At 68.7% G+C, this 11,670-nt stretch carries 9 protein-coding genes; 4 read left to right on the top strand and 5 right to left on the bottom strand.

Features of this window, described 5'->3' with window-relative positions; all coding sequences use genetic code 11:
• Positions 1-82: 82 nt before the first annotated feature.
• The 3 genes from MQH31_RS10620 to MQH31_RS10610 form a co-directional block, all read right to left on the bottom strand.
• Positions 83-892, bottom strand: coding sequence for a hypothetical protein (locus MQH31_RS10620; protein ID WP_243012017.1), 810 nt, complete (start codon positions 890-892; stop codon positions 83-85).
• A 158-nt stretch (positions 893-1,050) separates the two neighbouring features.
• The gene (locus MQH31_RS10615) at positions 1,051-1,950 is read right to left on the bottom strand and encodes a hypothetical protein (RefSeq protein WP_243012016.1); all 900 of its coding nucleotides are present in this window, start codon (positions 1,948-1,950) and stop codon (positions 1,051-1,053) included.
• 272 nt (positions 1,951-2,222) lie between these two features.
• The gene (locus MQH31_RS10610; protein WP_243012015.1) at positions 2,223-3,251 is read right to left on the bottom strand and encodes an LLM class flavin-dependent oxidoreductase; all 1,029 of its coding nucleotides are present in this window, start codon (positions 3,249-3,251) and stop codon (positions 2,223-2,225) included.
• 223 nt (positions 3,252-3,474) lie between these two features.
• Here MQH31_RS10610 and MQH31_RS10605 point away from each other — a divergent pair, with 223 nt between their 5' ends.
• Positions 3,475-4,494 carry an ATP-binding cassette domain-containing protein gene (locus MQH31_RS10605; RefSeq protein ID WP_243012014.1) on the top strand — a complete coding sequence of 340 codons (1,020 nt, stop codon included), beginning with the start codon at positions 3,475-3,477 and terminating at the stop codon, positions 4,492-4,494.
• Positions 4,495-4,511: 17 nt separating this feature from the next.
• On the opposite strand, the gene MQH31_RS10600 is transcribed toward MQH31_RS10605, so the two are convergent.
• Positions 4,512-6,644 carry an O-antigen ligase family protein gene (locus MQH31_RS10600; RefSeq protein ID WP_243012013.1) on the bottom strand — a complete coding sequence of 711 codons (2,133 nt, stop codon included), beginning with the start codon at positions 6,642-6,644 and terminating at the stop codon, positions 4,512-4,514.
• A 256-nt stretch (positions 6,645-6,900) separates the two neighbouring features.
• Here MQH31_RS10600 and MQH31_RS10595 point away from each other — a divergent pair, with 256 nt between their 5' ends.
• On the top strand, positions 6,901-7,428 hold the full coding sequence (locus MQH31_RS10595) for a VanZ family protein (RefSeq protein ID WP_243012012.1): 528 nt from the start codon (positions 6,901-6,903) through the stop codon (positions 7,426-7,428).
• Positions 7,429-7,453: 25 nt separating this feature from the next.
• Here MQH31_RS10595 and MQH31_RS10590 read toward each other — a convergent pair whose 3' ends face one another.
• Positions 7,454-8,479: an LCP family protein gene (locus MQH31_RS10590; RefSeq protein WP_243012011.1), complete on the bottom strand. Its 1,026-nt coding sequence runs from the start codon at positions 8,477-8,479 to the stop codon at positions 7,454-7,456.
• Positions 8,480-8,697: 218 nt separating this feature from the next.
• Here MQH31_RS10590 and galU point away from each other — a divergent pair, with 218 nt between their 5' ends.
• Together galU and MQH31_RS10580 are read left to right on the top strand one after the other, a co-directional pair.
• Entirely contained in the window at positions 8,698-9,591 is an 894-nt protein-coding gene (gene galU / locus MQH31_RS10585; RefSeq protein ID WP_243012010.1) for a UTP--glucose-1-phosphate uridylyltransferase GalU, read from the top strand.
• A gap of 662 nt (positions 9,592-10,253) precedes the next feature.
• A partial coding sequence (locus MQH31_RS10580) for a cell wall-binding repeat-containing protein (RefSeq protein WP_243012009.1) occupies positions 10,254-11,670 on the top strand: 1,417 nt, incomplete at its 3' end.

Genomic DNA, 11,670 nt, shown 5'->3' with positions numbered 1-11,670 from the left:
AACCGGCGCCGGCGTCAGGGAAAACAGGCGCGGCCTGCCAAAACCGGTGCGGGCATCAGGGAAAACGGGTCGACGCGCGCTTCTAGAGCGGCGGCATCCGCCCGTCTGGTGACCCCGAGGGTTCCGGGAGCGGGGGCGTGTCGTCGTCGACGACCGCTTCCGGGGCCTCGGGGTCGACGCGTTCTCGCGCGTAGATCACGGAGAGCTGCGCGTCCCGTGCCACCTGCCAGGTTGCGAACGCCGCTCTCCGATCGCGCACCGAGCTCCGGACATTCCACTGGATGGTCGCCGAGGCACCGAAGACGATCGCGAGCGCACCGGCGATGACGCCGAGATACCCGCCGGCGTTGGCCCCCACGTCGGCGAGCGCATAGAGCGAAATCGTCGCGACGGTTGCCACGGCGCTGACCAACCACCACATGACCAGGCGCTTGAACGGCGGGCGCTCGGATGACCGGCCGACGTTCAGGCTCGCGTCGATCCACTCGAACACCTGCACGTCCGTCGCGAGTCTGAACCGGTCGCCCATGGCCACCGTGTACGGGCGTCCCGCGCGACGTTCGTCGCCCGCCGCGTTCTCCACCATGAACTCAACGGCGGTCGCGTTCGTCGACCCGCGGGCTTCGACCTGTTTCGGATAGATGTACTCGGCGGATTCGGCGAAAGCCACCCGGGTGTGCTCCCCGGTACCCAGCTCCAGCCACCGCCCGATGCCGTCCTCGAGTGACGTGAGGACGACCGCGTAGGGGTCCATCGCCGCGGCCTCGAGGCGGAGACGGCGCGCGATCTCCGCGCGCGTCGCTCCCGCGGGATTGTCGGCGTCACGCACACCGCGGTTACCACGGGGACCATCGGGGTCACCGTCGGTCGGCGCCGTGGCTGGTTGCGTCATGCCCTTTTTCTTTCGATGGGCCGCTGGTCGATGCGGAGCGCATCGCCGGCCGAACGACGCACTGGAACGTCGGCGGAGGCCGGGTACCGTGCGCGCGGGCGCATACGGTTTGGTCACCTCAACAATATCGGTCGCACCTGCGTGGGCGGATGCGGCGGTCAGCCGACCCGGGTGAGCTCGGTGAACGACATGGTCGCGTTGGAGCCGTTGATGCAGGTTTGGTAGAGCAGGTCGTAGCCGCGCGGGATGGCGTCGGTGCGTTCGGTGTTGGCGTTGAGGATCGCGACGACCGGGCCGACCCGGTAGGTGCCCGACCGCACTCCGGTCAGCGCGATGATCGTGCCGTCCGCCGGAAAGTGCGAGCCGCCGCACGACCAGTGCTCGGCGATCACCGCGACTCCGTAGTTGCCGCTGAGGTCGACGGCGCCCTGGCAGCTGTCGATCTCGGCCTGCCAGCCGCTCGTCCAGACGTACTTCGTGTAGCTGGGCGCGCCCTGCGCGGCGGCGGATGCTGCCGCTTCCGCATCCGCAGCGGCCTGCGCGGCCTCGGCGACCCGCGCCTCCTCGGCAGCAACGGCCGCGGCCGCGGCGAGCCGCGCCTCCTCCGCGACGCGGGCGACCTCGGCAACCCGGGCGGCTTCCGCGACCCGCGCTGCTTCCGCGACGCGGGCGACTTCGGCGATGCGCACGGCTTCCGCGATCCGATCCGTCTGCGCGGCGGCGGACTGCGTGGCGCCGAACGCGAGCCGGGCGACCGCCCCGGCGAGCCCCTGCCGCGGGGACTGCCACTCGACGAGACCGCGAGAGGCACCTTTCCGGTCGAGAGTGACCGGTACAAAGGTCACTCTCGACCGGAACGGTGTCCGCTGCAGGTTCGCGTACCGGCCGGAGCCGACGGCAGCGCCGACAGCGGAGCCGACAGCAGCACCAGACGCCGACGCGGTGCCGGAGCCGGGCGCGACGGCCGCCGACGCGGAGGCGGGGTCGGGCGGGGGCGCATCCGCCGTGATGCGGGCGGCGGCGAGCGTGGGCGTCGCCGCGACGAGCACGAGGCTCACGGCCCCGGCCACCCGGGCGCACCGGTCGACCGCTCGGCGAAACCACGACCGGTGGTGTGGCGCGTCCATAGCAACCTGCCCGTGCCGCCCCGGTTCGGGTGGGGACGGCCCAGTCAGTAAATCCCGGTCAGCGGGACGTGACTACCCCTCAGTTTCTTCCCCGAACAGGGGTATTATGCCGCGCTGCCAGCGCCGGACCCGGCGCTGAGGTGTCGCCTATCGACCTTCGCAGGCCCGGGGAACCTCGATCTGCGACACCTCACGCACCCGCGCTATGCCGCGGCGGGCTCCGCAGGGTCGGCGCGCAGGGCGGCCACGATCTCGAGCGAGCGGATGCGCCCGGCCAGTGTCGCGGACTGCGCACTGAGCATGAGCTCGTCGGCCCCGGTGGCGGCGAGGAGCGCGCTGAGCCGGGCATCCACCTCGGGCGGGGTGCCCACGGCCTGGCGGCGGTTTCGGGAGGCCACGAACGCGAGGTCGTGCTCGGTGAACCGGTAGGCGAGCGCCTCTGAAAGCGACACCGGGGCGGGCTTCTTGCCCTGCCGCATCCGGAGGAAGGTGATCAGCCCGGGCAGCGACTCCCGCCGCACCACCTCGGGGTCGTCGTCGCTGATCAGCCCGACCGCGATCATCGTGTGCGGGGCGGCCAGGAACGCGCTCGGCTCGAAGTGCGCCCGGTACAGGTCGAGGGCCTCCTCGGTGTGCTCGCCGGCGAAGTGGTGCGCAAACGTGAACGGCAGCCCGAGCGCCCCGGCGAGCTGCGCGCTGAACCCGCTCGAGCCGAGTAGCCACATTTCGGGGGCGTCGCCGAGCCCGGGGTAGGCGGTGATGCCGCGCAGCGGGTTGTCTGCGGCCATGCCCCCGTGGAAGAACCCGATCAGGTCGACGAGCTGCTGCGGGAAGTCGTCGACGCCGAGCCCCTCGGCGCTCCGCCGCAGGGCGAGCGCGGTCGCGCCGTCGGTGCCGGGCGCGCGCCCGATCCCCAGGTCGATCCGGTCGCCGTAGAGGGCGTGCAGGGTGCCGAACTGCTCCGCGACGACGAGCGGCGCGTGGTTGGGCAGCATCACGCCGCCGGACCCCACCCGGATCCGCGTCGTCCGCGCCGCGATCCCGGATATCAGCACGGGCGGCGCGCTCGAGGCGATCGCCGGCATGTTGTGGTGCTCGGCCACCCAGAACCGGTCGTAGCCGAGCTCCTCCGCACGCTGCGCCAGGCGGACGCTGCCGGCCACGGCCTCCGCGTTGGTGCCGCCCGCGGGGCGGGCGGCCAGGTCGAGCACGCTGATCGGCAAAGTCTTCATCGTCTGTTCCAACCTCGTTCGACCATGCCTGATTCCCGCTTTCCGGCCTTCCACGGAGCATAACTCCTGCAAATTTCCGGAAAACCCCGCACTGGGCACGTTTTCGACCCGTTTCGGCAGAATCTGCAGGAGTTATGCCGTTCCTGAGAATCTCTCTAGAACCGGTGAGATCTGCGGTCAATTGGATACAGTAAATCACCAACGCAACACGATAGGCCCGGCCATGAACCATTTACGTGACCACACCGTCAGGGATGCCGGAACCAAGTCCGCTACTCCGCAGTGCGAACGCGCCGACCAGGACCCCGTGCCCTCCCACGCGTTCCGGGCGATGGCCCTGCTCGATGCGCGCGGACTCACCGTGGCCGCCACCAGTCCGAGCGGACGCGGCCGCATCGTAACGGCCGCTGAACCAGAGGTGTCCGCGGTCGCGCTCACCCTCATGCAGGGCGAGTCGCTCGCCCTCGTCGGCGAGTCCGGCAGCGGCATGACCGCGACGGCCCTCGCCATCGCCGGCCTGCTGCCCCCGGGCAAAACCGTGACGAACGGGTCGATCCTGTTCAACGGCCAGGAGCTCGTCGGCCTGAACCGCCGCGCCCAGGCCCGGCTCCTCGGCGCCAACATTGGATACCTCCCACCCGACCTGCTGGGGTCTCTCGACCCCACCCGCACCATCCTCAGCCAGCTCGCAACCCCGCTCCGGCGACGTCTCGGGCTCGATCGCCCCGCCGCCCGGGAGCGCGCCCTGAAGGCCCTCGCCCGGGTCGGCCTCGACAATTCCGACGTCGTCGCCCTCTCCTACCCGGGCGACCTCTCCCCCGTCGTCGTGCAGCGGGTCGCGGTCGCCGCGGCGCTGTCCTTCGACCCCGAGCTCCTGATCGCCACGATCCCCGCCGACCCCGCGCACGCACGTCCCCTCGCTGACCTGCTCCGCCTCGTACGGGCCCTGCAGAGCAAGCACCAGTTCGCGCTCATCCTCGTCACAGATGACGTCGGCATCGCCGCTGAGTGCTGCGAACGCATCGCGGTGCTGCAGGCCGGGCGCATCGTCGAACAGGGCGCGGTCGACGAGCTGTTCGCGTCCCCGCAGCATCCGCACACCCAGCGGATGCTCGACGCCCGCCAGCCATACAGCTTCGGCCCCGAACACCCGGCGCTCGGCGCCGGCGTACCGCTCGTCGTCGCGCTGCACTCCATCGGCGCCTCGGCGTTCTACCCCGGTGTGGACGCCCTCACCGGGTGACACCAGGGACCGCAGCGTCAGTGCGCGGCGAGGAAGTCGCGCACCGTGAGCGCGGCAGGGTCTGCCGGGTCGAGCGTGAGGGCTCGACGCACTTCGCGGCCGCTCGCGTCCGCGTCGCCGCCCAGATACAGGGCGACCGCGTGCTGCACGGCGACCGCGACATCGTTCGGGGCCCGGGCGGAGAGGTCCGCCAGCGTTGCCTGCGCGCCGGTGAGATCCCCCATGCCGACCTGCCCGACCGCGAGCGCCCGCTCGGTTGCGACCGTGCCCGGCAACAGGGCGCGCGATCGCTCCGCCCACGCCACGGCCATCCCGGCGGCACCCGCCACCTGCGCGTCGGCCTCCGCCGCGAACGACTGCGCCGCGATGCTCGCCAGATCGCCGTCCCACGGCCGCAGCGCCTGCGCCCGCTCGAACGATGCCGCGGCGCCGGCGACGTCACCGCGAGAGGCGGCGCTCACCCCCGCGGCGAGCGGAACATCCGAACCGACGAGCACGACCAGCCACACCGCCCAGGCGACCAGCAGCACCGAGCGAATGCTCGCGGCACCTCGCCCCAGTGCTGCGCCTGCGCCCGCGCCTGCGGACGGAGACGGCACCCGCACCCTGGGCGCCTGTGACACCAGGATTCCGAGCAGCAGAGCGGCGACGAGGGTCGTCGACGGTGCCGTGAAGTGGGTCAGCAGCGCCACCCCGTAGCCGGCCAGACCGGCGCCGGCGGCGGCGAGAACGTCGGCGCGGGCGGCATCCGCCAGCCCGGTCGCGGCCCGACGCCAGGCCCGGACCCCGACAACGCCCACCGAGACCAAAATGGCCAGTACGACCAGAAGCAAGGGGACGCCACCGGCCATCAGAACCTGGAAGATCCAGTTGTGCGGGGAATCGAGAGTGTCCGCCCCTGTCGAGGCGGTGGCGTTCGCATTCAGGAACCCGCTCGCGCCCACACCGAACGGCCGCCCAGCGATCGCGTCGAGGCTCTGCTGCCAATACGCGAACCGGGCGGCGAGGGAGGACCCGGAGAGCGGGCTCGCACCGAGCAGGCGATCGCGGGTGAACGGCACGGCAAGGGCCCCGCCCATGAGGAACACCACGGCGCCGCCCGCCACGATGACAATGCGAAGTCCCCGCCCGCGGCCTCCGCTGCGCCCCGCGCCACGATCCGGGTGAATCAACCCGACGGACTTCTTGCCCGAAACCCGCGCGGGAAGGCTGTTCTTGCCCGCCCTGCCCGCAGACTCCGTCGAATCGATTCGGGTCCGGGCAAGACGCAGTCGGGCGAGTTCCAGTACCGCGAGAGTGACGAGCACGACGGCCGCGGCGACGAGTCCCGCACGCGACGCCGATAGAACGACTGTCGCCAGCGCCAAGACCAGGGCCACGCTCAGCACGGCACGCTCGCGCGCGCTCACGGCGGTCGCCACGACCCTGGTTCGGGCAGCGGATGCCGCGCCGCCGATCAAAGAAACGCCATGCGGCATCCACGCCCGCAGTACAGGAAGCGCGAGCAGCGCGAGGAACAGGGCGCCCAGGACACCTTGGTCCGTTGCGTTGCCGGTCAGGGCTCCGGGGCGGGCGAGGTCGGAGGAGAACGGCCGGGCGCCCCACGCCTCGAGCACCGAGACGATACCCAGCAACAGGGCCGCACCGGCCACTGCGCGCACAAGCGTGCGGGTTCGCGACGCCCCGAGCAGCGCCGCGGCACGAGCCACGTCGGCCGCACGAGCCGGAAGGGACCGGTTCACAGGCCTCCCCGACGCCTCGACCCCGGCGCCAGCACGGTCTGCGACCGCCGAGTCGGGCCCAGGGCCCAACAACCGCGCCCCGGCCCAGACCGCACCGAAGTAGACGGGGAGGGTAACGAGGCCCTCGTAGCGCGGCCACCGTCCCCAGAGCTGGGAGGCCGGTGCTGCCGACAGGAGCACGGCGATCAGTGCGAGGGCCGCCGTCGCCGCGCTCGCGGCGACGAACCAGCGCGGAAGTCGTCCGCGCGCGCCGGACAACGCGGCGCAGACGACCGCAATGGCGGCGAGGGCGTCCTTGGGCAGGAACCAACGCACGAACGCGTCCGGCCAGAGCACGATCGAGGCGAGCACGAGCAGCCAGATCGAGAGTGCGCCCAGCCGTTCGCGGGCGCGGCCGGATCGGCTCATGTACCTAGTCCTCCGGTGCTCGCGCACCGCCACGCTCACACGTGGACCCCTCAGAAATCGCGATCTCGGGCCCCCGGCCTGAGCAATTCTGACCTGCCCACCGTATCCGCTGCCCCGATGGCCCGCAAACCCGCGCCCGGCCGGGCAGCGCGTTACCAGCGAGGAGGAATACAGTGGACGGATCGATGGTGACGTGGTCCACAACCCGACGCCGTCGGACCGGTCGCTCACCCGCTCGTGTCCGGGAGGTGCTCTGATGTTGGACACGGTCGCTGAACGCCGAGGACGACAAGACCTCGATCGGAACGCCCACCGGCATCCCCGCCTGCGCCACTGGATGATCGGCCTCGCCGCCGCTTACCTACTGTTCCTCACGCTCATCGCGTTCTGGCCGACGCCGGTGGATGGCAGCCTGGAAGGCACCCTCAGCCAGCTACTCAGGTGGGTGCACGCTCACGGCGCCCCGCACTGGCTGAGCTACAGCCTGGTCGAATTCACGGCGAACATCGCTCTCTTCATCCCGGTGGGACTGTTCATCGTGGTCCTGGCCGGGAAATCCCGTTGGTGGCTGGGCATCGCGGCCGGCTTCGCCGCGAGCTGCACGATCGAACTCGGCCAGTTGATCTTCCTGCCGGCGCGGTTCGCCACGCTGAACGATGTCCTGGCCAACACGAGCGGCTCCGTCATCGGCGTGCTGCTCGGTCTGCTGGTGCTGCACCTGGCCTCCGACAGCCTCGAACCGACAAGCCCACCCGCGGAATTCCCGGCACCGATCCCGCGCTGAGCGCTTCAGACCTCCACAGCAGCGGCTACGGCACCGGCACCGGCACCGGCGCCACCGTCTGCATAGTCTGATACTCGGGTTCGAAGGTGTCGAGAGCGTCGGTCTGGAACGCGTGCTGCACCGTCTGGAACTTCTGCAGGTCGAGGTTCACGATCGACTGCCCGTCACTCGATACCCCGATGCCCTTCGTCGGGGCGGTGAAAAAAGTGAAGTCCGTCGAGCGGATGCTGGCCAGCGACCCCGCGAGCACCGTCAGGTAGTCCACGTTGAGGCCTTCGTCCACCGCAATGAACGGGCGCACCGCAGACAGCAACGCGGATACCTTGCCGGGGTCGGTGAGCGTCTCCGGCTGCATCGCTTTGGTGAGCGTGGCGCGCATCACCAGTTGCTGGTTACGCACCCGCTGGAAGTCCCCATCGGGGAACGCGCGCCACTCCCGCGCGAAGGCGAGAGTCTCATCACCGGTGAGGTGCTGCTTCCCCGCCGGGTAATAGTGGTCGCTCGCGGAGGACTGGAACCCGACCGGGTTCAGGATGTCCACCCCGCCGAGCGTGTCGGTGAGCCCCTTGTATCCGGCGTAGTCGACGAGGGCGACGTGGTCGATTCGTGTTCCGATGAGTCCCTCGATCGTCTGCACGGCGAGCGGCACGCCTCCATAGGAGAGCGCGGCGTTGATCTTGTCCGGGCCGTGGCCCGGTAGGTCGAGCCAGCTGTCCCGCAGGATCGACATCACGTAAACGTGATGCCGGTCCGCGGGAATGTGTACAACCATGATGGTGTCGGAGCGCTGTTTGCTGATATTCACGAGCGAACCATTGACCTCGTCCCAGGTGTCGGAGCCCAGCAGGAGGATGTTCTGCGCACCGGCAGCGAGCCCGGTCGATGCCGGTGGCCGGGCGGCTTCCGCCGGAAACGGGTCGGAAAGGGTATTCAGCTTGAGGTCGAAGAGGCGCCCGACGATGGATCCGATGCTCGCAACGCCCGCCGCCGCCGCGAGGACGAGCACGATCACAATGGAGGTGACCCGCCACACCCCCGACGGCTGGCGCACAGCGGCCGCCTCCGTCACGATTCTCGATTCGGGTTCGACACGGTGGGCCTCCAGCAGTCGCGGTGCAAGAACGGTGCGTTTCAGGTGGAAACAATATAGCTCGGGCCGCAAGCCCTGTCCCGGGGACCGAAGGCCCAAAAACACCCGTAAACGGGGGACGACACGCCGTCTATCACCGCGTAATGACGCCGTAACCTTTGTTCAATACCCTGAGTGGCATGACCACGAAGATAACGAAAGCCGTCATCCCCGCAGCCGGGTTGGGCACGCGCTTCCTGCCAGCCACCAAGGCCATGCCCAAGGAGATGCTCCCGGTTGTGGACAAGCCCGCGATCCAGTACGTCGTGGAGGAAGCCGTCGCCGCCGGCCTCACCGACGTGCTGATGATCACGGGCCGCAACAAGAACGCGCTCGAGAACCACTTCGACCGGATGACCGAGCTCGAGGACCTGCTCGAGAAGAAGGGCGACCAGGACCGCCTCGCCAAGGTGCGTTTCGCCACCGGCCTCGCCGACGTGCACTACGTGCGCCAGGGCGACCCGCTCGGCCTCGGCCACGCCGTATTGCGTGCAAAGATGCACATCGGCCACGAGCCCTTCGCCGTGCTTCTGGGCGACGACATCATCGACGACCGCGACGTGCTGCTGTCCAAGATGCTCACCGAGCAGGGCAAGCGCAACGCCACGATCATCGCCCTGATGGAGGTCGAGCCGGAGGCCATTCACCTCTACGGTTGCGCCGCCGTCGAGACCACGGACGACCCCGACGTGGTGAAGGTGACCGGCCTCGTCGAGAAGCCCTCCGCAGCGGATGCCCCGTCGAACCTGGCCATTATCGGTCGCTACGTGCTCCGCCCCGAGATCTTCGAGGTTCTGCAGAACACCAAGCCCGGCAAGGGCAACGAGATCCAGCTCACCGACGCCCTCCAGGTGATGGCGGTCAACCCGCAGTTCACCGGCGGCGTCTACGGCGTCATCTTCCGCGGTCGCCGCTACGACACCGGCGACCGGCTCGACTACATCAAGGCCATCGTGCAGCTCGCGGTCGACCGCCCCGACCTCGGCCCGGACCTCCGCGTCTGGCTGCAGGAGTTCGCCGCGACCCTCGACTAGCAGTCAAACGCACTCCGCTCTCACCGCGGCTGATCGGGACAGCGCGGCTCCCCTTCGCCCGCGTGAACCCCGACCAGACCCGTTAACTTCTCCGGGCGTGGTGATTCGGGGGGCACTTGAACTGGGGTACCACAGCGGCGGAGAGGGCCAGTCCACCGGCGTAGCGTTCGGAAGATGCCCCGCTGCCCGATCTGCGATCACGTCAACGTCGACGCTCGCGTGACGCGCGGTTCCTGGGTGTGGCCCTTCACTAAGCAGCGCCTGACCCGGTGCTGTCACGTCGACGTTGAGCAGGACGCACTCGTAGACCACACCGAAGTCTGCAACTGCGCCAACGTCTGGCACCGTGCCGCCTAGCTGCGGATCAGCGGGACTGAGCCTCATCCAGACGTATCGTGTCGCTTCGGTCCACTGCTGCTGCTCAAGCAGGTACCCCCTGTTCTGGCGGCACCGGTTTTGGGTATGGTCAGCGGCCGGAAGTCGGAATTCTCCCGCCGCACCCCCCAATAGGCTCGAACCGGGGGAATACCTCCGCGCGCACACGGCGGCATCCATGCCGTTCCGGCGCGTTGGAACAGTCGAAGGTAGCAATGGGGAACTCTTTTCATCGAACGAGGGCAAGCAGATTTGCTCTCGCGTTGGTCACCACCGCAGTACTCGCTATGGGAACACTCGCCGGAGCCGCACCGGCCAGTGCGGTTGCTGATCCGGGAACAGGCTCAATCAGCGGCACGCTGACCCAAACCGTCGGCGGCCTGAACGTGCCGGCAGTCGGAGCAAGCGTGCAGCTCCTGATGGGCTCCGTCTCCGGGAGCGCTGTGTCGGACTCATCCGGACACTATTCGATCGGTTCGCTGCCGGCCGGTACCTACTACCTCAGCTTCACTATGCAACACGACGGGAACTCCTATCGAGAGTTCTACGACAACGCCAGTAATTTCATGTCTGCGAAACCAGTCGTCGTCGCCGCTGGAGCCACGGTCACAAGCATCGACGCGCTACTCGGATTCGCTTCCTCAATCACCGGCACCGTGACCAAAGACCTCGGAGTGAACACTGCGCCTGCACCTGGCATCCGAGTCTGGGCGTCGACCGTCGGAGGGATGGGTTACGCGTCCGCCGTTTCGGACGCTGCGGGTCGCTACGTCCTCGACGGTCTCTTCGCCGGTAGTTACACGATCGAGTTCGTCTCGATCGATAAGGGCACCGTTTCCAAGTACTATCCGAATGCCGCACGTGCCTCGGCCGCCGTTCTCGTCCCTGTGGGTGATAATACGATCACAGCCGACATCAACGTGAATCTCGAAGAGGCAAGTTTCGTCACTGGAACCATGACCAAGAATGTCGGCGATGTCGTCACGCCTGCTGCTGGTCTCCCGGTGTCAATTTACGCGGCGGACGACGGCAGCTATGTGGGTGCCGAGGCCGCCAACGCCGATGGGACGTTCTCCCTCGGGTCTCTGATGGCCGGCACCTACAAGGTCGGCTTCAACCAATACGGCTCGGGGTCATCCTTGAGCTACCTCCCCGAGTACTTCGACAACGTGGCAGACATCGCATCAGCGAGGACGATCATAGTGGGAAGCGGAACGACCGTCGGCGACATCAACGGCGAGATCAGTAACCAGCCGATCGTCTCGACCCCGGCTGAGCGTCTGGCGGGTGAGGATCGTTTCGCCACCTCGTCGGCGATCTCAGCCAACAACTTCGACCCCGGGGTCGACGTCGTCTACATCGCCAGCGGAGCCAACTTCCCCGACGCGCTCTCCGCAGCCCCGGTCGCCGGAAAAGACAAGTCCCCTGTTCTCCTGGTCCTGCCCGAAACAATACCCCCGGCCGTGCAAACGGAACTCCTCCGGCTCAAGCCCAAAAGCATCGTCGTCCTCGGCAGCGCCAGCTCCGTCTCGGATGCCGTCGCCGAGTCGTTGAAGACGTACACGGGAGGAACAGTCACACGCACCTTCGGCGCCGACCGGTTCGGCACATCCGCCGCGATCTCCCAGACCGCGTTCACTCCCGGCGTGCCCGTCGTCTACATCGCCAACGGGTACAACTTCCCCGACGCCCTGTCGGCAGCAC

The organism is Cryobacterium zhongshanensis (genome assembly GCF_022760445.1).
GTDB classification, from domain to species: Bacteria; Actinomycetota; Actinomycetes; order Actinomycetales; family Microbacteriaceae; genus Cryobacterium; species Cryobacterium algoricola.
This window is presented reverse-complemented; position numbering and strand designations above follow the sequence as displayed.

Bases quoted from the DNA above. Each gene is read 5' to 3' on its own strand.
- MQH31_RS10610 (WP_243012015.1), bottom strand. From the start codon at position 3,251: ATGAAGACTTTGCCGATCAGCGTGCTCGACCTGGCCGCCCGCCCCGCG.
- MQH31_RS10605 (WP_243012014.1), top strand. From the start codon at position 3,475: ATGAACCATTTACGTGACCACACCGTCAGGGATGCCGGAACCAAGTCC.
- MQH31_RS10600 (WP_243012013.1), bottom strand. From the start codon at position 6,644: ATGAGCCGATCCGGCCGCGCCCGCGAACGGCTGGGCGCACTCTCGATC.
- galU (WP_243012010.1), top strand. From the start codon at position 8,698: ATGACCACGAAGATAACGAAAGCCGTCATCCCCGCAGCCGGGTTGGGC.
- MQH31_RS10595 (WP_243012012.1), top strand. From the start codon at position 6,901: ATGTTGGACACGGTCGCTGAACGCCGAGGACGACAAGACCTCGATCGG.
- MQH31_RS10620 (WP_243012017.1), bottom strand. From the start codon at position 892: ATGACGCAACCAGCCACGGCGCCGACCGACGGTGACCCCGATGGTCCC.